At 70.6% G+C, this 23,628-nt stretch carries 18 protein-coding genes and 1 tRNA gene; 15 read left to right on the top strand and 4 right to left on the bottom strand.

Annotation, left to right across the window (positions count from 1 at the left end):
- Window positions 1-158 precede the first annotated feature (158 nt).
- From GGD88_RS16735 to modD, 8 genes are all read left to right on the top strand, one after another.
- A tRNA-Met gene (locus tag GGD88_RS16735) sits at window positions 159-235 on the top strand.
- Window positions 236-598: 363 nt separating this feature from the next.
- A complete protein-coding gene (gene nadA, locus GGD88_RS16730) occupies window positions 599-1,618 on the top strand; it encodes a quinolinate synthase NadA (RefSeq protein WP_184437592.1) in 1,020 nt (339 codons plus the stop codon).
- The gene (gene nadC, locus GGD88_RS16725) at window positions 1,618-2,496 is read left to right on the top strand and encodes a carboxylating nicotinate-nucleotide diphosphorylase (protein ID WP_184437590.1); all 879 of its coding nucleotides are present in this window, start codon (window positions 1,618-1,620) and stop codon (window positions 2,494-2,496) included. Before nadA ends, nadC begins: the two co-directional genes overlap by 1 nt.
- Before the next feature lie 409 nt (window positions 2,497-2,905).
- Window positions 2,906-3,688 carry a molybdate ABC transporter substrate-binding protein gene (modA, locus tag GGD88_RS16720; protein ID WP_184437588.1) on the top strand — a complete coding sequence of 261 codons (783 nt, stop codon included), beginning with the start codon at window positions 2,906-2,908 and terminating at the stop codon, window positions 3,686-3,688.
- 8 nt (window positions 3,689-3,696) lie between these two features.
- A complete protein-coding gene (modB, locus tag GGD88_RS16715) occupies window positions 3,697-4,368 on the top strand; it encodes a molybdate ABC transporter permease subunit (protein ID WP_184437586.1) in 672 nt (223 codons plus the stop codon).
- The gene (gene modC, locus GGD88_RS16710) at window positions 4,365-5,477 is read left to right on the top strand and encodes a molybdenum ABC transporter ATP-binding protein (RefSeq protein ID WP_184437579.1); all 1,113 of its coding nucleotides are present in this window, start codon (window positions 4,365-4,367) and stop codon (window positions 5,475-5,477) included. The genes modB and modC overlap by 4 nt, the downstream gene beginning before the upstream one ends.
- Window positions 5,478-5,610: 133 nt before the next feature.
- Window positions 5,611-6,825 (top strand): TsoY family (seleno)protein, encoded by a 1,215-nt coding sequence (locus GGD88_RS19205; protein ID WP_184437578.1) that lies wholly within the window; start codon window positions 5,611-5,613, stop codon window positions 6,823-6,825.
- Window positions 6,826-6,917: 92 nt separating this feature from the next.
- The gene (gene modD / locus GGD88_RS16700) at window positions 6,918-7,820 is read left to right on the top strand and encodes a ModD protein (protein ID WP_221237202.1); all 903 of its coding nucleotides are present in this window, start codon (window positions 6,918-6,920) and stop codon (window positions 7,818-7,820) included.
- A gap of 157 nt (window positions 7,821-7,977) precedes the next feature.
- Here the strand turns inward: modD and pyk are convergent, their stop codons facing one another.
- From pyk to GGD88_RS16680, 4 genes are all read right to left on the bottom strand, one after another.
- Entirely contained in the window at window positions 7,978-9,393 is a 1,416-nt protein-coding gene (gene pyk / locus GGD88_RS16695; RefSeq protein WP_184437575.1) for a pyruvate kinase, read from the bottom strand.
- Between the two features lie 86 nt (window positions 9,394-9,479).
- The gene (locus tag GGD88_RS16690) at window positions 9,480-10,781 is read right to left on the bottom strand and encodes a glycerate kinase type-2 family protein (RefSeq protein ID WP_184437573.1); all 1,302 of its coding nucleotides are present in this window, start codon (window positions 10,779-10,781) and stop codon (window positions 9,480-9,482) included.
- Entirely contained in the window at window positions 10,778-11,779 is a 1,002-nt protein-coding gene (locus GGD88_RS16685) for a DMT family transporter (protein ID WP_184437571.1), read from the bottom strand. The genes GGD88_RS16690 and GGD88_RS16685 overlap by 4 nt, the downstream gene beginning before the upstream one ends.
- Window positions 11,780-11,938: 159 nt before the next feature.
- On the bottom strand, window positions 11,939-12,994 hold the full coding sequence (locus tag GGD88_RS16680; RefSeq protein ID WP_184437570.1) for an Ntn hydrolase family protein: 1,056 nt from the start codon (window positions 12,992-12,994) through the stop codon (window positions 11,939-11,941).
- Window positions 12,995-13,467: 473 nt separating this feature from the next.
- Between GGD88_RS16680 and GGD88_RS16675 the strand changes: the two genes are divergently transcribed.
- The 7 genes from GGD88_RS16675 (at window position 13,468) to GGD88_RS16645 (ending at window position 23,582) form a co-directional block, all read left to right on the top strand.
- On the top strand, window positions 13,468-16,035 hold the full coding sequence (locus GGD88_RS16675) for a TerB N-terminal domain-containing protein (protein ID WP_184437568.1): 2,568 nt from the start codon (window positions 13,468-13,470) through the stop codon (window positions 16,033-16,035).
- On the top strand, window positions 16,007-17,359 hold the full coding sequence (locus tag GGD88_RS16670; RefSeq protein ID WP_184437566.1) for an ATP-binding protein: 1,353 nt from the start codon (window positions 16,007-16,009) through the stop codon (window positions 17,357-17,359). Before GGD88_RS16675 ends, GGD88_RS16670 begins: the two co-directional genes overlap by 29 nt.
- A complete protein-coding gene (locus GGD88_RS16665; RefSeq protein ID WP_184437564.1) occupies window positions 17,334-19,622 on the top strand; it encodes a DEAD/DEAH box helicase in 2,289 nt (762 codons plus the stop codon). Before GGD88_RS16670 ends, GGD88_RS16665 begins: the two co-directional genes overlap by 26 nt.
- A gap of 823 nt (window positions 19,623-20,445) precedes the next feature.
- The gene (locus GGD88_RS16660; protein ID WP_184437562.1) at window positions 20,446-20,649 is read left to right on the top strand and encodes a hypothetical protein; all 204 of its coding nucleotides are present in this window, start codon (window positions 20,446-20,448) and stop codon (window positions 20,647-20,649) included.
- Window positions 20,646-21,248 (top strand): type 2 periplasmic-binding domain-containing protein, encoded by a 603-nt coding sequence (locus GGD88_RS16655; protein ID WP_184437560.1) that lies wholly within the window; start codon window positions 20,646-20,648, stop codon window positions 21,246-21,248. Before GGD88_RS16660 ends, GGD88_RS16655 begins: the two co-directional genes overlap by 4 nt.
- Window positions 21,245-22,630 (top strand): primase-helicase family protein, encoded by a 1,386-nt coding sequence (locus GGD88_RS16650; RefSeq protein WP_184437558.1) that lies wholly within the window; start codon window positions 21,245-21,247, stop codon window positions 22,628-22,630. Before GGD88_RS16655 ends, GGD88_RS16650 begins: the two co-directional genes overlap by 4 nt.
- A gap of 394 nt (window positions 22,631-23,024) precedes the next feature.
- On the top strand, window positions 23,025-23,582 hold the full coding sequence (locus GGD88_RS16645) for a hypothetical protein (protein ID WP_184437556.1): 558 nt from the start codon (window positions 23,025-23,027) through the stop codon (window positions 23,580-23,582).
- The last annotated feature ends 46 nt before the right edge of the window (window positions 23,583-23,628 follow it).

Genomic DNA, 23,628 nt, shown 5'->3' with positions numbered 1-23,628 from the left:
CCGCCGCCGCAATCGGATGGCACAGCGAATCATGAAAGCTCCGTGATGTGGACCACCTCACCATGAACTTTCTGTAATCCGAGTTCGGAGCCCTGAGAACGGCTGCAGGGTCCTTGACACCATGGTTCGGCCGCCTGTATACACCGTGGCCTCGTTACGGCGGAGTAGCTCAGTTGGTTAGAGCAGCGGAATCATAATCCGCGTGTCGGGGGTTCAAGTCCCTCCTCCGCTACCAACAGAATCAAAGGGTTGCCGGCCGATGGGTCAGCAACCCTTTCCTTTGGTTGGCACTAGCGGTTGGCAGTTGTGTTCGAACGCTGTTCTGCAACCGCTTTCGCCACCGCCACGCTGAGCTCCGCCCTCATCATCCCCCCCAGCACATGACGATGCCCCATCGCGGCACCAGCCCATTCCGAGAACTGCTGGCCTGAGAACTGCTGGCCTGAGAAGTGCTGGAGTGAGAACTGCTGGCCCTGGACGCCGCCCCTTGAACCGTCGGCGACGCATCATATACTCTACCTGAGCATAAGGGCCGACCCTCGCCTCGGCCCTGTTTTCAACCCTCAATAATGCTCAAACAGAGTACAAGGGAGGTGTCATGACAGCCCTGACCGGCCTCGACCCGGCCCCGCTGCCCTGCGATCCGGCGGCGGAGGCGCGCACCGCCGACGTGTACGACCGCCTCAAGGATCTGATCGCACCGATGGACTGGCCGCTCCACGCGCCCGAGATCGACGCCATCCGGACCCTGAAGGAGACTCGCAACGCCGTCGTGCTGGCCCACAACTACCAGACGCCGGAGATCTTCCACGGCGTTGCCGACATCCAGGGCGATTCGCTGGCGCTGGCGCGCCAAGCCGCGGACTGCGACGCCGACGTGCTGGTGGTGGCCGGGGTGCACTTCATGGCCGAGACCGCCAAGCTGGTGAACCCGGACAAGACCGTGCTGATCCCCGATCCGCGCGCCGGCTGCTCGCTGGCGGAGTCGATCACCCCCGCCGACGTGCGGGCGCTCCGGGCGGCGCATCCCGGGGTGCCGGTGGTGACCTACGTCAACACCTCGGCCGCGGTGAAGGCGGAGGCCGACATCTGCTGTACCTCCGGCAATGCGGTGCGGGTGGTGGAGTCGCTGGGGGTGGCGCGCGTCATCTTCATCCCGGACATCTTCCTGGCCCAGCACGTGGCCCGGCACACCGCCGTCGAGATCATCCCGTGGCGCGGCACCTGCGAGGTGCATGAACGCTTCACCGCCGACGAGATCCGCACATTCCGGGCGGGCTACCCCGGCGTCGCCGTGGTGGCCCACCCGGAGTGCCCGCCGGAGGTGCTGGACGCCGCCGACCATGTGGGCTCGACGGCGCAGATGATCGACTACGTCCGCCGCGAGCGGCCCGAGCGGGTGTTCCTGGTCACCGAGTGCTCGATGAGCGACAACGTGGCCGCGGAACTGCCCGAGGTGGAGTTCGTCAAGCCCTGCACCCTGTGCCCGCACATGAAGCGGATCACGCTGCCCAAGATCCGCCGGGCGTTGGAGACCTTGGCGCCTCGCGTCGAACTGGACGCGGACCTGATCGACCGGGCCCGGGTGCCGGTCGAGCGCATGCTGGCGGTGCGGTGATGGAGGCGGTCGCAGACAGAGCGGTGCCGGGGCCGCTGCCGGACGTGATGGTGGAGCCGGTCGTGCGGGCGGCGCTGCTGGAGGATCTGGGCCGCGGCGGTGATCTCACCACCGACGGCCTGGTGCCGGCGGATCTCGCGGCGCGGGCGGTGCTGGCCGCGCGCGCCGACGGTGTGGTGGCCGGGCTGGGGGCGGCGGCGCTGGCCTTCCGGCTGCTGGATGCGGGCGTGGCCTGCCGCCCGTCCGTTGCCGACGGGGCGCGTGTGCGGGCCGGGCAGGCCCTGATGGAGATCGTGGGACCGGCGCGGGCGATCCTGACGGCAGAGCGGGTGGCGCTCAACGTCGTCGGGCACCTGTCGGGCATCGCCTCGGCCACCGCGACCATGGTGGCGGCGGTCCGGGGCACGCGGGCGCGCATCGCCTGCACCCGCAAGACCACGCCGGGCCTGCGCGCCCTGGAGAAGTACGCCGTGCGCATGGGCGGCGGCGCCAACCACCGGCTCGGCCTCGACGACGCGGTGCTGATCAAGGACAACCACATCGCCCTGATGAAGGGGATCGGACCCGCCATCGCCGCCGCGCGGGCGCGGGTCGGCCACATGACGCGGATCCAGGTCGAGGTGGACTCGTTGGACCAACTCGACGCCGCGCTGGCGGAAGGCCCGGACGCCATCTTGTTCGACAACATGACACCGGCGGTGCTGGCCGAGGGCGTGCACCGGGTGGCGGGGCGCGCCGTGACCGAGGCGTCGGGCGGCGTCACCCCGGAGAGCGTGGCGGCGATCGCCGTCAGCGGGGTGGATATCATCTCCGTCGGCTGGCTGACGCACAGCGCGCCCAGCCTGGACGTCGGGCTGGATATCGACGCCGAGGGGTGAGCGCCCGGTCCCACGCGGGAGCGTGGGACCAAGGTAGGGAAGGTCCCACGCGGGAGCGTGGGACCCAGACAGGGAAGGTCCCCCGCGGGAGCGGGGGACCGAGATAGCATAGGAAACTCCCGCCCCCGCTCCTGCGGGGGCGGTCGGCCGGCGCGCGGCGGTCCCACGCGGGAGCGTGGGACCAAGGTAGGGAAGGTCCCCCGCGGGAGCGGGGGACCGCGAAGGACCATCTGGCGCCCGCGCTCCGGCGTGGGCGCGCGCATGGCCCACGTTCGCAGGTGCGAAAAGCCCCTTGCGGGCACGGTCATGATGCGGCTTAGCTTTGAGAGAACACCGTGCCGGGACCGCGCAACCCGGCCGACTGATCGAACAGGGACCCCGCACCATGACCACAACCATGACCACAACCATGACCACACGAGTCCGCGCCCGCGCGCGCGCCCTTGGCCTGGGCCTCGCCCTGCTCCTGGTCGCCGCCCCGGCAGCCCGCGCCGAAGAGGCATTGATCGCGGTGGCCGCCAACTTCACCGCCGCCGCCCGGGACATCGGCGCTGCCTTCGAGGCCGAGGGCGGGCACAGCGTGACCTTCAGTTTCGGGTCGACCGGCAAGCTGTATGCCCAGATCGCCCACGGCGCCCCGTTCCACGCCTTCCTGGCGGCGGATGTGGCGCGGCCGGAAAAGGCCGAGGCCGAGGGGCTGGCGGTGTCCGGCAGCCGGTTTACCTACGCGCTCGGCCGGCTGGCGCTGTACAGCCCCGATCCCGACCGGATCGGGACGGACGGCGCGGTGGCGCTGGCCGCGGACGACGTCGACCGCCTCGCCATCGCCAACCCGGTGACCGCGCCCTACGGGGCGGCCGCGCTGGAGGTCCTGGCGGCCCTGGACCTGACCGACGCCCTGCGGGCGCGCCTGGTCCAGGGCGACACCATCATGCAGACCCACCAGTTCGTGGTGACCGGCAACGTCCCGCTCGGGTTCGTCGCCCTGGCCCAGATCGTCGGCCACACGGACGGCTCTCGCTGGCTGGTGCCGCAGGACCTGTACACGCCCCTGCGCCAGGATGCCGTGCTGCTCCGGGCCGGCGCCGACAGCGTCGCCGCGCGCGCCTTCCTGGACTTCCTGCGCGGGCCGGTGGCGCGGGACATCATCACCGGCTACGGCTACGGCCTCGACGACGACGGCCGGGGCTAGGCGGTGCCATGGCGACTGTCGTCTGGCTGACGCTGCAACTGGCGGCGGTGGTGACCGTCGTGCTGCTGGTCGTCTCCACCCCCATCGCCTGGTGGCTGGCGCGGTCGAAGGCGCCGTGGAAGGAGGTGGTGGGGGCGCTGGTCACGCTGCCGCTGGTGCTGCCGCCGACCGTGCTCGGGTTCTATCTGCTGGTCGCCTTCAGCCCCTCCAGCCCGCTGGGGCAGGCGATCGAGGGCGTGTTCGGCCAGGGCCTGCCGTTCACCTTCGAGGGTCTGGTGGTGGCCTCGGTGCTGCACTCGCTGCCGTTCGCCGTGCAGCCGATCCGCAACGCCTTCGAGGCCATCGGGGATCGCCCGCTGGAGGTCGCCGCGACCCTGCGGGCCTCGCCCTGGGCGGCGTTCTGGACCGTGGCGGTGCCCCTGGCGCGGCCCGGGTTCCTGGCCGGCGCCATCCTGGGGTTCGCCCACACCATGGGCGAGTTCGGCGTGGTGCTGATGATCGGTGGCAACATCCCGGGCGAAACCAAGGTGCTGTCGATCGCCATTTACGACTACGTGGAGACGCTGGAGTGGGACAAGGCACACGTGCTGGCCGCCGGCATGCTGGGCTTCTCCTTCACGGTGCTGCTGGCCATGCGGCTGGTGGAACGCCGCCTGGGCTGGGGCGGACAGACGCGATGAGGGGCGAGACCATCACGGCGGCCTTCGCCGGGCGGCTGGGGACGTTCGCTCTCGACGCCCGCTTCGAGGTGCCGGCGCGCGGGGTCGCCGCCCTGTTCGGCGCCTCCGGCTGCGGCAAGACCACGGTGCTGCGCTGTGTCGCCGGCCTGACGCGGCTGCCCGGCGGCGTGCTGCGGGTGGGGCGGGATGTGTGGCAGGACGGCCCCCGCTTCCGGGCCCCGCACCGCCGCCCGGTGGGCTATGTCTTCCAGGAGGCCAGCCTGTTCCCGCACCTGTCGGTCACCGGGAACCTGCGCTATGGGCTCAGGCGCGCGCGGCAGGGCGACGACGACGCGGCGCCCCCGGTGGCCTTCGACGAGGTGGTGGACCTGCTGGGTCTCGCCCGCCTGCTGGCGCGGCCGACGGCGGTGCTGTCCGGTGGCGAGCGCCAGCGGGTCGCCATCGGCCGGGCGCTGCTGTCGCAACCGCGCCTGTTGCTGATGGACGAACCGCTGGCCGCGCTCGACCGGCCCAGCAAGGACGACATCCTGCCCTACCTGGAGACCCTGCACGACGCGCTCGCCATTCCGGTGCTCTACGTCAGCCACGACATCGCCGAGGTGGAGCGGCTGGCCGACACCCTGGTGCTGATGGAGCACGGCCGGGTGCGGGCGGTGGGGCCGCTGGCCGACCTGCTCGCGGACCCGGCGCTGCCGCTGGTACGGGCCCCGGAGGCCGCCGAGGTGCTGGACGCCGTGGTGATCGACCACGACCCGGCCTACGGCCTCGCGACGGTGGCGGTGGCGGGCGGGCGGCTGGTCGTGCCGGCCGAGGCCGGCACCGTGGGGACCCACCGGCGGCTCCGTATCCTGGCGTCGGACGTGAGCCTGTGCCGGAGCCCGCCGGCCGCGGGGGCGTCCAGCATCCTCAACGTGCTGCCGGCCCGGATCACCGGCGCGCAGCCGACGGACGGACACCTGGTCACGGTGGTCCTGGCGTTGGGAGCGGACGGGGCCGGCGCGCCGCTGCTGGCGCGGGTGACACGCAAGTCCTGGGACCTGCTCGGGCTGGCGGCCGGCCAGCCCATCCACGCCATGGTCAAGGGGGTGGCGCTGGTGGATCGCCCGTAGGCGCGGGCGAGGCCGCGGCCCTGTAATTAAGGCTGTTCTTATATTAGAATCTGATAATTCTCAATGCGGACCGGGCGGCCGGTCGTGTCTGAAGGGGGCCACGGTTCACATCCCACCCGACGGAGGCCCGACGATGGCATCCCCGCGTTGTCACGCCGACACCGCCTACTCGCCGAACTACTTCCTGGCCGCGCTGGGCAACGGCGGCCTGGCGGTGTCCTTCTTCATCTATCTCATGTTCCTGCTGCCGCACCCCGGCACCCCGATTCCCACCTTCGGCGCCGTGGCGGGGGCGCTGGCCCGCGCCGACGCCGTTTCGGCCCTGGTGGCCGTCGCGCTGGCGGGGATCCTGTGGTTTGCCGGACGGCATTACCGCCTGATGGTCTGGAACCTGCGCGCCTGTGTCGCCACCCGCCGGGCGCACGGCACCTGCGCACCCGGGGGCAGCGCCGAGGTGACGATGATGGCCGGGCCGCTGGCCGGCGCCATGTCGATCAACGTGATGTTCATCCTGGGTGCGCTGTTCGTGCCCGGCCTGTGGTCTGTGGTGGAGTGGCTGTTCCCCGCCGCCCTGGCCGGATTCGCGGCGATGGGCTGGCTGGCGCTGCGCATCCTGACCCGCTACCTCACCCGCCTGCTGACCGAAGGCGGCTACCGTGGCCCGGAGACCGCCGGCTTCGGCCAGCTCATCGCCACCTTCGCGCTGGTCATGGTGGCGGTCGGCTTCGCCGCCCCGGCGGCCATGTCGCACACCCCGCTGACGGTGGCGCTGGGCTTCCTGGGCTCGGTGTTCTTCCTGTCGGCGGCCGGCATCCTGGGGCTGGCCTGGCTGGTCATGGGCCTGCGCGACGTCAAGGAGCACGGCATCGCCCCCGAGGCCGCGCCGTCGCTGTGGATCGTCATTCCCGTGCTGACGGTCTCCGGCATCGCCTTGGTGCGGCTGTCGCATGGCATGCCTGTGCTGTGGCCGGAGGCGGTCGGGCACGGGGCCTGGCTGCCGCTGATGGCGGTGATCCTGTCGGTGCAGATCCTGTTCGGCCTGCTGGGTTGGGCGGTGATGACTCGGCTGGACTACTTCCGCCAGTACCTGGGTGGGGCGCGGCTCAGCGCGGGGTCCTACGCCCTCATCTGCCCGGGGGTGGCGATGATGGTGTTCGGCATGTTCTTCCTGCATCTGGGGCTGGTGAAGGGCGGCCTGGTTGAAAAGTACAGCCTGCTGCATCTGGCCCTGATGGTGCCGCTGGCGTATCTGCAGGTCCGCACCATCTGGACCACGGTGCGGCTGGACCGGCTTCACTTCGGCCGCCGCGCCGACCGTCTCGCCACGGCCGCCGCCGGCGCGGATTGATCCCGGGATCCGCGCGAGGCGGGCATGAACGGGCGCCTCCGCGGCGCCCGTCGTGCTATAGAGCCGGTCCTGGCGGTCAGGAGGAGACGGAGATGGCGAGCCTGCGGGTACTGGACGATGGCGCCCTGTGGGCGCTGCTGCGCGAGGATGCGCCCTACGGTGACCTGACCAGCCGGGTGCTGGAGCTGGGCGCCGTGTCGGCGCGCATGACCTTCGCGGCCCGCGATGCCATGACCCTGTGCGGGGCCGAGGAGGCCGCGCGCCTGCTGGAGTTGACCGGGGCCACGGTCCGGATCGACGCCGCCAGCGGCACGGCGCGGGCCCCGGGCGAGCCCATCCTGGAGGCAGAGGGGCCGGCCGAGGCGCTGCTGCTGGGCTGGAAGGTGGCCCAGACCCTGGTGGAGTGGGCCTCCGGGGTGGCGACCCGGGCGGCGGCCCTGGTCGCGGCCGCCCGCGACGGCCACCCGGCGGCGCTGGTGGCCTGTACCCGCAAGGCGGTGCCGGGCACCCGGGCGCTGTCGGCCAAGGCGGTGCTGGCGGGCGGGGCCAGCCTGCATCGCACCGGGCTGTCGGATACCGTGCTGCTGTTCCCCGAGCACCGGGCCGTGGGCGGGACCCAGGGCGGGGTGGAGGAGGCCCTGGCACGCCAGATCGCCACCCTGCGGCACGCCTGCCCGGAGCGTCGCGTGGTGGTCGAGGTCGCGACCGTCGCCGAGGCCCTGGCGGCGGCCCGGCACGGCGCCGACGTGCTGCAACTGGAGAAGTTCACGCCCGCGCAGGTGGCCGACGTGGGCGCCCGCCTGGGGCCGGCGCCCGCGCCCTGCCTGGCGGCCGCCGGCGGCATTCACGCCGGCAATGCGGCCGCCTATGCCCGCGCCGGGGCCCGCGTGCTGGTCACGTCGGCGCCCTACACGGCGCCGCCGGTCGACGTCCAGGTGACCCTCGTCCCGGCCCCGACGTCCTCACCGCGCGCCAACGGGAGCGCCGGTTCCTGAGTCCGCCCGACGAATGGCCCGACAGCCGATTGCGACAAACCGGGCGCGCGGCGCGACTTCGGTTTGTCGCGATAATCGGCTGTAAAATCAATAATTTAGAGCCGATTCATGTTCGAAATCGGACCGCATCTGCGGTTCCGATTTCGAACAATCGGCTCTAATCCACCCAGGCAATGCGCAGGTTGTTGGTGGTGCCGGGCCGGCCGAACGGCACCCCGGCGATCAGCACCACGCGTTGGCCGCTGGCGGCGAGGCCGCGATCGCGGGCGATGCCCAGCGCCTTGACCACCATGTCGGAGAAGAACGGTACCTGCTCGGTCACGACACCGGTGACGCCCCAGACCAGGGCCATGCGCCGCGCCACCGTCGGGTGGGCGGTCACGCACAGGATGGGCACCGTCGGACGCTCGCGCGCCGCCCGCAGCACGGTCGACCCCGACGAGGTGAACGAAACGATCAGGCTGGCCGACAGCGTGGCCGCCACCTGACGGGCCGCGGCGCAGATGGCATCGGCGGCGCTGTTCTCGGGTTCGTGCCGGCCGGCGTCGATGACGTCGCGGAAGTGCTCGTCGCCCTCCACCTGGTCGATGATCCGCGACATGATGGACACGGCGGCCACCGGGTATTCGCCGATCGAGGTTTCCGCCGACAGCATGACCGCGTCGGCCCCCTCATAGATGGCGCTGGCGACGTCAGAGGCCTCGGCCCGGGTCGGTGTGGGGGCGTGGATCATGCTCTCCAGCATCTGGGTGGCGACCACCACCGGCTTGCCGGCGGACCGGCAGGCGCCGATGATGCGCTTTTGCATCGGCGGCACGCGCTCGGGCGGGATCTCCACCCCCAGATCGCCGCGCGCAACCATGAGGCCGTCCGACAGCTCGATGATCTGGTCGAGGCTGTCGAGCGCGCTCGGCTTCTCCAGCTTGCTGATGATGGCGGCGCGGCCGGCGACCAGCTTGCGGATCTCGGCCACGTCCTCGGGGCGCTGCACGAACGACAGCGCCACCCAGTCCACCCCCAGTTCCAGCGCGAAGGCGAGATCGCTGCGATCCTTCTCGGTCAGGGCGGAGATCGGCAGCACCACGTTGGGTACATTCAGCCCCTTGTGGTCCGACAGCGTGCCGCCGGTGATGACCCGGGTGACCGCCTCGGCGTCGGTGGCCGTCTCCACCCGCAGGCGCAGCTTGCCGTCGTCCATCAACAGATCGGTGCCCGGCTCCAGGGCGCGGAAGATCTCCGGGTGCGGCAGGTGCACGCGGGTGGCGTCGCCCAGCTCCGGCGACAGATCGAGCCGGAAGGTGTGGCCCGTGGACAGCCGGGCCTTGCCGCCCAGGAACGAGCCGACCCGCAGCTTCGGCCCCTGCAGGTCGGCCAGCACGGCCAGCGGCCGGTCCAGCGCCCTCTCCACCCGCCGGACCGCGTTGAAGCGGCGTTCGTGCTCGGCATGGGTGCCGTGGCTGAAGTTGAGCCGAAACACGCTGGCGCCGGCGCGGGCCAGGGCCTCGATGGTGCCGTCCGTGGTGGTGGCCGGTCCCAGGGTGGCGACGATCTTGGCGCAACGGGAGCGTGTCATGTGGCGGCGATCCCCGGCGGAAACGGAGGGACGGCGGAGCGGCGGCGGGCCGGCTCCACGGCGGTTCGAGGGCGATCAGAGGGCGGTCAGGGAACCGATCCGCCCGCAGGATGGATCAGGATCGCGCGGACGTCGTTGACATTCGTTCGGGTCGGCCCGGTGACCACCAGGTCGCCCAGGCGGTCGAACAGATCCCACGACTGGTTGGCGGCCAGGCGGGCGGCGACATCCTCGCCGGCCGCGCGGGCCCGCGCCAGGGTGTCGGGGCCGATCAGGGCGCCGGCGTTGTCCTCGCTGCCGTCGATGCCGTCGCTGTCGCAGGCCAGGGCGTGGATGCCGGGTGCCCCGTTCAGGGCCTGGGCCAGCGCCAGCGCGAACTCGGCGTTCGGGCCGCCCCGCCCGCCGGAGCCCCGCACGGTCACCGTCAGCTCGCCGCCGGACAGCAGCACGCAGGGCGGGGCCGCCGGCTGGCCGTGGGCGGCACAGGACAGCGCCATGCCGGCCAGGGCGCGGGCCACCTCGCGGGCCTCGCCCTGCAGCGCGTCGCCCAGGATCAGGGGGGTGACCCCGGCGGCACGGGCGGCCGCGGCGGCCGCCTCCAGCGCCGGCCAGGGCCGCGCGATCACATGCACCGCCGACTCGGCCAAAGCCGTCTCGCCGGGCTTGGGGGTCTCGCACGCCGGGTCGTCGAGCCAGGCGCGCACCGAGTCCGGGGCAGAGATGCCGTACCGGTCCAGCACGGCCAGGGCGTCGCGACGGGTCGACGGGTCCGCGACCGTGGGGCCCGAGGCGATGACCGCCGGGTCGTCGCCCGCGACGTCGGAGATGGCCAGCGTGACCACGCGCGCCGGGGCCGCCGCGACCGCCAGCCGGCCCCCCTGGATGGCCGACAGGTGCTTGCGTACGGCGTTGATCTCGTCGATGGCCGCCCCGGCGCGCAACAGCGCCTGGGTGACGGCTCGCGTGTCCTCGAACGGCACCGCGGGCGGCGGCAGCGAGAGAAGCGCCGAGCCGCCGCCCGACAGCAGGCACAGCACCAGGTCCTCCGGGCCGAGACCGCCGACACGGCGCAGGATCTCGGCGGCGGCGGCGCGACCGGCGGCGTCCGGCACGGGGTGGCCGGCCTCCACCACCCGCACCGCCCGCGTCGGCGCGCCGTGGCCGTGGCGGGTGATGACCAGCCCCTCCAGCGCCTGCGGTCCGCCGGGCCAGTGGTCCTCGACCGCCTTCGCCATGGCGGCGGCGGCCTTGCCGGCCCCCACCACGACCACGCGCCCGCGCGGCGGTGGCGGCAGCGCCGACGGCACCACATGGGCCGGGTCCGCGGCGGCCACGGCGGCGTCGAACAGGGCGCGCAGAAGCGCGCGCGGCGCGTGCGCAGGCGTCATGGCGGGCGGCTGTCCTGGGTTTGCGACGCCGCGCGGGTCACGCCCGCCTGATGGGCGCTGCCGCGGCGCGCGACAATGATCCCGGTCAGAATGACGACGCCGCCCACCGCCTGCAAGGGGGTCAGTGGCTCGGACAGGACCAGCCAGCCCAGGAAGGCGGCCACGGCCGGTTGCAGGAGCAGGCTGACGCTGCCGAACGCGGGCGGCAGATGGGCCAGGGCGAAGGCGATCGCGCCCTGTCCGCCGGCGTGCGACAGCCACGCCAACCCGAGCAGGATGGCCCAGGCATACAGCGTCGGGATCACCAGGCTCTCGCCGTTCAGCAGGCTGAGCAGCAGCAGCACCCAGGCGGTGTGCAGGGTGCTCCAGGCCATCACCACGGCGGTCGGGAAACGCGACCGCGCCCAGCCGATGCCCAGGATGTAGGCCCCGTAGAACACCGCCGTCAGCACGCCGAGGCCGTCGCCGACGATCTGATCCGGCGCCCCCACGCTCAGACTGTCGGCCACCAGCAGGCCGACGCCGGCGACGGCGGTCATCAGTCCGCCCAGGAACAGCCAGGTGGGGCGCTGCCCGAAGAACGCCCAGGCCCCGGCGGTGACGAACACCGGGGCCAGATTCGCCAGCACCGTCGAGTTCGCCACGGAGGTGTACTGCAAGGCCCAGTGCCAGGACGCCAGGTCCCCGGAGAACGCCACCCCCGGCACCGCCAGCATGAAGTGGTCGCCCCAGGTCGTGGGCCGCGCCTTGCGCCGGCCGTGGGGCACGCGATGGGCGGTCGCCAGCGCCACCGCCATCAGGATCGGCCAGGCCAGCCCGGCGCGGTAGAACGCGGTCGCCGTCGGCTCCAGCACCGACAGCTTCGCGAACACCGGCGAAAACCCGATCAGCACCGCCCCCATCAGCAGCAGGGGCAGGGCGCGGCGGGCCTGGGCATCCTCGCCCAAGACGGTGGCGGCGAGGTCCGGCGCCGGGCCGGACGACGGAGTCTGGGACATGGGCTTTGTAACCGTAACCGAGATTTAGCGCCGATCGCTCGAAATCGGAACCACCGGGGTGAGGCCGATATTGAGCGTGAATCGGCGTGATCTGTTGGTTTCAGAGCGGAACGCCCGGATTCGAAATCACCATGCGAGTCCGTAATCGGGCGTTCCGCTCTATTGTGGCGACACCACGGCGGATCGTGGCGCCGGGGAAACGCGGGCTTCGGCATCGGCGGGCGCGTCCGTCAGGTCCAGGGGCGCCGTCACGGCCCGGTCCCCGTCCAGGCCGACGACCCGAAGGCGACCGCCGAGCGCACTGGCCTCCACCGCCAGCCGGGTGGCCGACCAGACGATGGGCGGGCGCAGCCACGCGAAATCGCGCTGGCCGGCCTCGACCGCCGCCGCCATGGCCTGCCAGCGGCCCAGGCTGTCGCGCCCGCGCGGGTGGCAGGGGATATCCTGGCGCCAATGGTTGGCGGCGATGGGCGGCTCCTGGCGGATGCGCGCGCCGGTGCGGTCCTTCTCGATGGTCCAGGCCTCGGCCCGGTCGGTGCCGGCGAGGGTGAGGATACAGGGCACGGACACCGGCGTCTCGCGCAGCCGGTGCAGCGCGGTGGTGGCGTCGGGTGCGGTTTCCAGCACCTGACGCAGCAGGTGGTCCGGCGGCACCGCGGTGCTGCGCCACACCGCGCGCCGGTCGGCCAGCCAACGCAGCGGGCGCAGGCCCGGTCCGCTCACCGGCGCCTGGTTGAGCGCCACCGCGAACCGACCCGGGGCCAGTCCCGTCAGCACCCCGGCATAGCCCGGCCAGGTGACGGCCAGGATGCCCCCCGCCGGGCCGGTCATGCGGGCGACCACGGCGTCGGCGCCCAGCCCGGGCATCTCCCAGTCCAGGGTTCGCAACAGCGTCACCCCGCCGTCCGGATCCGCGGCCGCCGCGCTGGTGCAGGCCCACTGGTGCGACAGGTTCAGCGCCAATGCTCCCGGGGCGCCCACCGCCGCCGCCACGGCGTGCAGCTCTTCGGCATAGGGGCTCTCGCAGCGCGCCAGCCAGCGCGCGCACAGACGGTCGGCCTGGCGCAGCACCGGGGCGGAATAGCGCCGCCGGGCCATGGCCAGCAGGCGCGCGGCCCGCTCCGGGGCGGCGGCCAGCAGCGCGGGCGCGCCACCCGCGCCGATGTCGAGGACGGGGATCGCCGGCAGGCGGGACGGATCGGACGGCAGACGCATGATCGGACCGCGGGCAAGAGGGAACGGCCGGCACACTCCCCCATGGCCCGCCGCCGCACAAGGGGCGTGGCGCGGGCCCCACGGCATCGAGTGCAGGTTAACGGTCCGGGGGGGTGCAATGAGGCAGGCGAGGACGGACGGGATCCATCCGGCGGCTGGTGCTGGCCCAGGACGCGGCGCCCGACAAGGCCCACGAGACCGCCGCTATCCCCGTCCTGCCGGCGCGCCTGGGAGCCAAAGGCGGCCTCAAGGGTGCGCTGGCACGCCGTCGCCGGTCAACGATATCTGGGCGGCTTCAAGCCTTAACTCGCAGCATCGTGAATCGACAGCGACCAGCGCGCCAGTATTCCTTTTCGACGCGTCGCGTTGGAGCCGAATCGCCCTGCGCCGCCTCGGCGTTGGGGCCGAAAGGCGATCAAGTCGAAGCCCGGACACACCCAGCGGCTTGATGCCCCAAGGTGCACAGCGATACAGTGTTTTTCGCCAAGGCGTTCCACACACGCGCGGCGTGCTTCAAACAAGAACGACATGGGGCGGCAAGCATGACCGACATCATGGCCATCGCGATCCTGGCCGTGTTTGGCCTCGTCGTTCTTCTGGTCCTTGGTCTCCCGGTATTCCTTCTGCGCCGCTGGCTGAAACGCAGGGCGCTTCGCCGCGCGGAGGCAAAGACCGCCGGCGCGCGGGGTGCTCCGTTCTTGGAGACGCCGGCGGGCCCGGGAAAGACGACCGTCGTTGAGGATCGCTCAACCTCGGCGCGCCGCGCCGGTAGGGAGGAGGGTGAAAGGGGTCGGGCTTCAAGGCCGTCGCCCCAGCCCCGCGACGAGACCGGCGGTCCATCCGGCTCCCTGGTCGACGAAGCCGGTTCCGCGCGGCCGTCCGGCCGCCGCTCGTCGCCCTGGGTGCCGCCGGGACAGTCCGTCACGGTCGCCGGCCTTGATATTGGCGGCATGGTGTATGTCGGACGCCATCTGCGGTCGGAGCGGCACGGCACGCCGGAAAACTGCCTGATCAACCCCGGCCTGCCGGTGGCGTCGCAGGGACCGGATCTGGTCGGGGAGGGGCTGTCCTACTGGCCCAGCTATCACCAGATCCCGCCGCGGTCCCGGCTGGCCTACCTGCGCTGGCTGGCGTCCGGCCGGTCCGATCCGGCGTGCCCCATCGGCTATGTCTTCCTGTACTTCTATGGTCTGGAACGGCGCCTGTTTCTGGAGACGCCCGACGCCCCGGAACGGGCGGCCCTCGTGGCGGAGGTCGAGCGCCTGCTGACCCTCTATGGCGAAAACCGGTCCTTCCAAAGGTATGCTTCGGATTTCCTGGATAGTGCGCAGGTGTTGCAGCCCGGCTCGACCGATGGGCCACCGGATTTCCGGGGCATCGGCACGGGGTTGTCCGTCTCGACAGCACTGGGACTGTCGCGCCGTGTCGCCCAAGAGAAACCACTGGATGCCGACTGGGTTCTGAACTGGTGGCTGTGCCACCCGGATCGAACCGTTCGGATGCCGATGAAACGGGCCTTCGACGAGGTCCGCGCCCTGTTCGCCCTCCGGTTCGACGCCGCGTATCCGGACGGCCTTCGCGTGTCGCGCCCCAAACGGGTCCTTCAGCACACGTACCGGGCCGCCAGCGGCACCTTTGAACGCGCCTTTGACGATGTGCTGGGGGGCCTGCCCGAGGTGGCCCACCTGTCGGCCCCGGTTCGCCGCATCGCCCCCATGGCAGAGTCCTGCGTCGACGATCTGGATGCCTACAGCCGCCTCTTGGGCAGGGACCCGGACGCACGGGGGACCTTGCGCGCCCATGCACTGCTCCCGGCCGATCTGGCGGCGCATCTGCCCAACGCGGAACGCGACCGTCTGGCCGCCTGGGCCGAGGGTATCCTGGCGGACGGCGACGGCCTTGTCCCGGCCGAGACAGCGATCGCGCAGGTCGAGGGTACGGCACCGGAGCGCATCGGGCGCCGGGCTCTGACCACGACGGCGGATGCCCTGGCCGGGCTGGGCATCGGGCTGGCACCCGATCCCCGCTACGCCCTGCGCATGCCCAAACGGGGCGAGCCTGTCCGGCTGTTTCGCCTGCCCGACGGGATGTGCGCCGTCGAGGCGCCCGGGGCCGCGTACCAGAACACGATCCTGGCCCTGACCCTCGGCATGCTGGTCGCCCATGCGGATGGCGCCGTCAGTCCGGAGGAACGCGCGCACCTGCGCGCGCAGGTGGATCATGCGCCGGATGTATCGCGGGCGGAACGGGCTCGTCTTCATGCCAACCTGGACTGGATGCAGGTTTGTCCCCCGGACCTCGGACGCCTGAAAAAGGTCCTGCAGAGCCTGCCTGAAGAGGCCCGCCAGGTCATCGGCCGGACGGTCGTGGCCATCGCCGGTGCCGACGGCGGCATTGATCCCGGCGAAGTCGCGGCGCTGGAAAAGCTCTATGCCGTGATCGACCTACCCAAGGACGGGCTCTATACGGCCTTGCATAGCCTGTCCGCCGCCGGGGCGGCGGTCGATATCGGGCCGGTGGTCGTGCGGCCCGCCGACGGGGCGATCCGCGAGCATGCGATCCCGCCGCCACCCCGTGCCGAGAAGCGCGGCGCCACACTCGATGCCGCCCGCGTCTCGGCCATCCGGGCGGAGACCACCCAGGTCTCCCGCCTCCTGGGCGCGGTGTTCGCCGACGAAGGCGACGAGGCGCCGCCGACCGAACCCGCGCTTGCCATGGGCCACGAAGAGGACGCAGCGGACGAGGCGCCGTCGCCAATTCCCGCCATCTTCGACGGCCTCGACCGCACCCTGATTCCGTTGGTCGAGGAGCTGGCGTCCCGCACCCGCTGGACCCAGGAGGAGTTCCAGGCCCTGGCCGGACACTTCGGCCACATGGCCGAAGGCGCCAAGGAGACCATCAACGAATGGGCCTTCACGGTGTTCGACGACGCCCTGATCGAGGACGACGAGCACGTCGAGGTCTATGCAGACTTGCTTGAGCCCCATCTGCTCCCCTCGACCGGAGACCGCCATGACCAGGCCGCCCATCAAACGGCGTGAGCGCGACACCATCCTGCAGGCCCTGCGCGCCGGTGTCGTGCCGCGCCTGGGACTGCAACACATCCAGGTCGGCCGCGCGCGTGAGATCGAGGAAATGGTCCGCGACGTCGACCGCATCGCCGAGGGCGGCGCGGCGCTGCGGTTCATCATCGGCGACTATGGCTCGGGCAAGACCTTCTTCCTCAACCTCGTCCGGCTGATCGCGTTGCAGAAAGGGCTCGTCGTCATGAGCGCCGATCTGGCCCCGGACCGGCGCCTGCATGCCACCGGGGGGCAGGCCCGCTCGCTGTACGCGGAAATGACCCGGACCATCGCCACGCGCACCAAGCCGGACGGCGGCGCGCTCGCCAGCATCGTCGAACGCTTCGTGACCCAGGCCGACAAGGAGGCCCGGGCCGAAGACAGGAGCGTCGACGACGTCATCCGCACCCGGCTGGCGCATCTGGAGGAGCTCGTCGGCGGGTACGAATTCGCCACCGTCCTGGCCCGCTTCTGGGAGGGCCACGAGACCGGCGACGAGGACCTGAAGGCGCGCGCGCTCCGCTGGCTGCGGGCCGAGTACGCCACCCGCACCGACGCCCGTCAGGCCCTGGGCGTGCGCACCATCATCGACGACGCCTCGGTCTACGATCACCTGAAGCTGATGGCCGCGTTCGTGCGCGAGGCCGGCTATAAGGGTTTGGTCATTTCGCTCGACGAACTGGTCAACCTGTACAAGCTGACCAGTGCCCAGGCCCGCAACGCCAATTACGAACAGATCCTGCGCATCCTGAACGACGTTCTGCAGGGCGGCGCATCTCACCTGGGCGTGATGATGGGGGGCACCCCGGATTTCCTGATGGACACCCGGCGCGGCCTGTACAGCTATCCGGCGCTGCAATCGCGTCTGGCCGAGAACACCTTCGCCCGCGACGGCCTTGTGGACCTGTCGGGGCCGGTGCTGCGGCTGCAACCGCTGACGCCGGAGGACCTGCACGTGCTGCTGGAGAACGTCCGCCGCGTGTTCGCGGGCGGGGATGACGCCCCGCCGCCGGTGCCGGACGAAGCGCTGGGCGCCTTCATGGACCACTGTTCGGGCCGCATCGGCGCGGCCTACTTCCGCACCCCCCGCAACACCGTGCGCGCGTTCGTCGATCTGCTGTCCGTGGTGGACCAGAACCCCGGCACCGACTGGCGCGACCTGATCGGCAGCGTCACGGTCGAGGCCGAGGCGGGCGACGACCTGACCGACATCGACGACACCGACGGCGGCGGAAAGGGCCGCGAGGGCAAGGCCGGCGCGTCGGCGGGCGACGACGATGACCTCGCCGCCTTCCGGCTCTGAGGCGGCCGCGGCGGTCCCCTCCGCCGGCTTCGACCGGCTGGCCGAGCCGGTCCGGCGCTGGATCTGGGACCAGGGGTGGCGCGCGCTCCATGACATCCAGGACCGCGCGATCCCGTTGATCCTGGACGGCGACGACGACCTGATCATCGCCGCCGCCACGGCCGGCGGCAAGACAGAGGCCGTCTTCCTGCCGCTGCTGTCCCGGATCGCCACGCGCGACCGACCCGGTTCGGGGTTCGATCTGGTCTATGTCGGGCCGTTGAAGGCGCTCATCGACGATCAGTTCGGCCGCCTGGACCAGCTCTGCGAGCGGCTGGCGGTGCCGGTGCATCGGTGGCACGGCGATGTGTCGGCCGGGGCCAAGGCCCGCGCCCGCAAGGATCCCGACGGGATTCTGCTGATCACCCCGGAATCGCTGGAGGCCCTGTTCGTCCTGCGCGGCGCGGAGATCCCAACCCTGTTCGGGGCCACCCACGGCATCGTCATTGACGAACTGCACGCGCTGCTCGACGTTGAACGGGGCATTCACCTGCGTTCGCTGCTGAACCGGCTGGACCTGGCCCTGCGGCGCCCGGTGCGCCGGATCGGCCTGTCGGCCACGCTGGGCGACATGGACCTGGCGCGGGCCTATCTGAGACCAGCCGATCCGGCCCGGGTGATCGTGCTGGAAAGCCGCGCCGAGGGGCAGGAGCTGCGCCTTCAGGTGCGGGGGTACGCGGTGCGCGTGCCGAGGGACCCGGGCTCGGAGCCCGCGCCGGACGCCGATGGGGATCCGGACACGGACGACGAAGAGGCCGCCGCCGACCGCGCCATCGCCGGCCATCTGGCCAAGGTTCTGCGCGGCAGCCGCAACCTGGTCTTCGCCGGGTCGCGCCAGAGTGTCGAGGCGGTCGCCGACCGTCTCCGCCGGTCCTGCGAGGACGCCCAGGTCCCGAACGAGTTCTTCGCCCACCACGCCAACCTGTCGCGCGACCATCGCGGCTTCGTCGAAGATCGCCTGAAGCGCGGCGAAACCCCGGCCACGGCGGTCTGCACCTCGACCCTGGAACTGGGCATCGACATCGGCGCGGTGGAGAGCGTCGCCCAGATCGGCCCGCCGTTCACCGTCGCCAGCCTGCGCCAGCGCCTGGGGCGGTCGGGTCGGCGTGCCGGTCAGCCGGCCATCCTGCGTCTGTACATCAAGGAGAAGAGCCAGGACGCCAACCAGCACATCCTGGATGCCCTGCGCGTGGGGCTGGTGCAGGCCATCGCCATGGTTGACCTGCTGATCGAGGGATGGTGCGAGCCGCCGCGCCCCCAGGCCCTGCACCTGTCCACCCTGGTGCATCAGGTGCTGTCGGTGATCGCGGAGCGGGGCGGCGCCACCGCTCGGGGGCTGTTTCATGTGCTGTGTCGCACCGGCCCGTTTTCGGGCGTCGACCCGGCCACGTTCGCGGCGGTGTTGCGGCGCATGGGCGAGCCCGACGTGGCCCTGATCGAGCAGGTCTCCGACGGAACCCTGTTGCCCGGCAAGGCCGGCGAACGCCAGATCGAGCACTACGGCTTCTACGCCGTCTTTCGGACCGAGGCCGAATACCGCGTGGTCCGCGACGGGCAGACCCTGGGGACCCTGCCGGTCAGCTTTCCCGTCGTCCCGGAGATGACCATCATCTTCTCGGGCCGGCGCTGGCGGGTTCTGGACGTTGACGAAAAGACGCCGACCATTCTGGTCGCGCCCGATGCCCGGGGACGCCCGCCCCGGTTCGGCGGCGACGCCAGCGATCTGCATGATACTGTCGTGGCGCGCATGCGGGACGTCTACCGGCGGGACGATCACCCCGCCTATCTGGACCCGACCGCGCGCCGGTTCCTGAGCGAGGCCCGCGCGACCTTCCGCCGGCGCGGCCTGGCCGCGTCGTCGATCCTGACGGAGGGCGGTGATGAGACCGTTCTTGTGCCCTGGCGCGGGACGGTGGCGACCGAGACGCTGGCCCTGGCCCTGACGGCGGTCGGGCTGCCGGCCACGCCCTGGGGACTCGCGGTCATGGTCCGGGCACCGGAGGACAAGGTTCGCGCGGCGCTGGGCGCCCTGGCCGAGCGCGCGCCCGATCCGCTGGCCCTGGCGGCCTGCGCCCGAACCCTGATGCGGGAGAAGTTCCACCCGTTTCTCGATCGGCCCCTTCTGGAGCGCGATTACGCGTCGGCGCGTCTGACCGTCGCGGCGGTCCCCGACATGGCCACCGCCTTGCTGACCGGCGACACCCGGTCAGAGGACCGTCGATAGCCCACTATACCGGCCGACGGAAGGACGCACCTCTCCGTCGCGCCGGCCGGCGCAACCCTGGCATCGCTCAGCGATGCCGGCTTGACCCGAAGAGGGGCCGGCGCGGCGAAGCCGCGGAGGGCTTTGATCCTGACGAGTCAGGATCAAGGCCGGCCAGTCTGAGGTGAAGGCGCGGGGGTCATGACAGCAGCACCAGCCCTGCCTCCGCGCGCGTGATGGCGGTGTACAGCCCGTGCCGGCGGTCGGCATCGGTGCGCCCGGCCACACCGCGGATGCCGCTGTTCAACATGACTCGGGTGTCGGTGCGACCACAGATGGGGCCGTCCCAGGGCTGCGCTCCCGGCCGGGCACGACCGACACCGGCGCAGACACGGAGACGATCCGGGCCATCACAGGACACGCCGACTCGGCCAGGAGTCGACGGTGCACGCGCACAGCCGATCAGCGTCGACGCGCCATAAAGGCAATGCAGTTGTTGCAAAGCGCGACGGAACAGACCGCAAACATACCGGAGAGTATGGAAAACACCGGCGGGAGAAACGGAAAACAAGGGCAGCAATATTGATGTAATCGGCTGCTAACCCCTTGAAAAATCTGGTGCCGCAGGAGGGACTTGAACCCCCGACCCACGCATTACGAACGGGCCGGAAATCCAATAAAAACAACGGCAAAGCCTAGCGAACTGCGCCAACCGAACGTGTGTCTCGTCAAGGACTTACGAGATGCAACGTGCGAGCTACGTTCTACCAAGACAGACAGAATCTGTCCATCAGCGGAAACAGTTGGGCACCAAGAATGAGGCCGCACGGCCCGGCGGTGTCGCGTGACCGACTCGGCCCGTTTCGCCGGCATGGCCGATCCAGAGCGGAACCCTCAGTTCCGGCGCCGCTGGATCGAGCCGGGCACCGACGAGACAGCCGGTCCCGCGCCCCGCGAGGCTTGCGCCCCGGCCGACGATCCCCTGGACCATCTGGGCAACCTGATCGCCACCGACTTCCGCGCCGCCCGCGCCGGGGGTGAGCCATGATCGACTTGGCGGCCGAGTACACGGACATGGCCCTTCGCGTCGCGCAACGGCATGACGCCATGCTGGCATCCCTCGGGGTGCCGCTGGACTGGCTTCAACACTGGTCCGCCCCCATGCGGTACGGCGTGACCCGCGCCGCCCTCGACCACAAGGCCGGGACCTGGGAACCCAGCCCGGACGGCGAACCGGTGTGTGTGCTGCCGGACCAGGCCCCTCTTGAATGCACGGACCCTTTGTGGGGAACGGTCGACTTCGCGCCGGTCGACCTGATCGCCTTCCGGCCGCGCGACCCTTCGCGTTGGTGGCGCCGGGTCGCGGACGCGGTGCTGATCAACCCCGAGGGGGTCGACCGCGCCATGTTCCTGGACGAGCCATTGCCGGTCCACCCGGACCCCCTGGCCTGGATGGCGGCGCGCGGCGCCGGGGTGGTGATCGTCGATTGGCGCCGGCGGCCGTTGCGCCTGCACCTGTCCGGCCCACCCTCGCTGGTGTGCGCCACGTATGAGCTTGCGAATCGCCTGGATCGTCGGTTCAAGGCCGAACGTCGGGACGACACACCCCGCCTCACCCTCATGCAAGAGGAGGTCGCGGCGGCATGAGCGAGCCTATTGACTTCGAAAAGGCCAAGAAGCAGCGCCGCAAGGCCAAGTCGCCCGACGGTGACGGGCCGCTGCACGAGATGAACGAGCGGTTCGGCCTGGTCAAGGTCGGCGCCGAGAACCGCGTTGTGGAGTTCACGACCGGCGCTGACGGCAAGCCCACCATCGCCTTCCGCACCACGCGGGCCTTCCGGGAGGAGTTCGGGAATCAGTTCATCAAGCGAGGCGACACCGACAAGGCGCTTGGTGACGTATGGCTGCGGTGGTGGGGCCGGCGGACGTTCCAGGGCATCACGTTCGCCCCCCAGGGCGCGCCGGACGGCTGGTTGAACCTGTGGCGCGGGTGGTCGGTGGAGCCGGGACCAGGAACCTACACGACGTTCCGCGACCACCTGCTGACCAACGTGTGCGACGGGGACGAAGGCCTGTACCGCTGGGTCTTCGCTTGGTTCGCCCAGATGGTGCAAGAACCGGAGAAGAAGCCGGGGACGGCGCTTGTCCTGCGGGGCGGAATGGGCACGGGCAAGACCATCGTCGGCGAAATCGTCGGGTCGCTGTTCGCGCACCATTACGTCCTGGTGGATCAGCCCCAACACCTGGTTGGGCACTTCAACAGCCATATGGAAAGCTGCCTTTTGTTGCAGGCCGACGAAGGGTTCTGGGCTGGTGACAAGGGGGCGGAAGGTCGCTTGCGCGGGCTCATCACCTCGGGGCACCAGCTGGTCGAACGGAAGAACGTCGATCCGATCCGCCTGCCCAATCTGGTCCGCGTGCTGATCACGTCCAACCACGACTGGGTCGTGCCCGCTGGCCGCGATGAACGGCGGTTCGCCGTCCTGGATGTGGCCGACCATGCCAAGCAGAACGTCGAATACTTCGGCGCCATCATGGATGAGATGGACAACCGGGGCGGCCGGTCTGCGCTATTGCGTGATCTGCTGGCCTTCGACCTGTCCACGGTCAACCTGCGCGCCATCCCGAACACGGCGGCCCTGGCGGAGCAAAAGGCCGCCAGCATGCCGCCGATTCATCGGTGGTGGTACGACCGACTTATGGACGGCGTACCTGCCCGCGCCCTGGATGACTATGGCGAGCAATGGGGCTGGGGACCGTATGCGGCGCCGATCCCGAAGGCCGTGCTGTTCGACGATTATGTGCGTCACTCGGAGCGCATGGGGGATCGGCGCCGGTCTACCGAAACACAACTCGGCCTGGATCTCCGGCGACTCGTCCCGTCTCTGAAAGACCGCCGGACCAAGAAGGAAGAGGTTCGCAAGCGCTGTTGGGAACTCCCGACGCTGGACGAATGTCGCGTCCATTTCGCGGAGATATACGGCTTGGACAACCCATGGCCCCCAGATGACAAGGAGTCTGAGCCCTGAGGGTCCAACGTTCACGTCGGAGGGTCCAACCTGGGTCCAACCTACGCAACCGGGAAAACGTAATGTTTTCAACGGTGGGTCCAACGTGTCCAACGTGTCCAACCTCTTTTCGGCATCACGCGCGTGCGCGCGGGCGCGTGCGCAAGACTTCCTTTCTACGTTGGACAGGTTGGACACGTTGGACCCAGCAAGGGTTTCTGCGGGTTTCGGAGGGTCCAACGTTGCCAGGAAGGTTGGACCCGGCTGGACCAAGGTCGGACTCTCCGTCGCTTCACAGTGGAACGCGGGTCCTTGCCCCCCATGAAGCGATGCGGGCAATTCGTTTCGCCACTTTGCTAGCGTCAGAACAAGAATTGAGATAAACTTAAGACTGAACAGAACAAGGATTTAGACTATGCATGACGACGGAAAGCCGCTTCCTGAACTTGACAATGAAGTGGTTAGCAAGTCTGAACTCGCGCGTCGTCTCGGATTGTCACGCGGCCGGGTGTCTCAACTGGTCCAGGACGGAATGCCGACGCGGGATGACGGCAAGCTGGACGAAGCGGAGGCCCGGGCGTGGTACGAAGCCAATATCGATCCGTCACGGCGCCGGGGGCGCCCCGTAGCGAGCGTGTCCGGCCCGGCTGGTCCCGATGCCCCGGCAACAGAGATGGCCCCTGGTGCCCCTCGAAACGGGCCATACGGCGCCAGCCATGAGGGCGCCCCAACCGACCTGACCGCGTGGCGTACCGAACATGAACGCTTGAAGGCCGAAGAACGGGCCATGCGCCTGGCGCGGGAGCGGGGCGAGACCCTGCCCAAGGCGGACGTGGCGCGCCTGTTCGGGGATTTGGGGCGCCATCACCGCGACACCTGGTCACAGTTCCCAACCCGCGTGGCGCCGCTGCTTGCGGCTGAATTCGGGTTCATGACGGAAAATCGGGGAGGGGCGGACAACGGGACGGTCTGACACACTGGTAGTTGCGACACGACACAGACTGCCAGGGAGGCCCCGT

Source organism: Roseospira goensis (genome assembly GCF_014197795.1).
GTDB lineage: Bacteria > Pseudomonadota > Alphaproteobacteria > Rhodospirillales > Rhodospirillaceae > Rhodospira > Rhodospira goensis.
The sequence above is the reverse complement of the archived record's forward strand: the minus strand, read 5'-3'. Positions and strand labels throughout refer to the sequence as shown.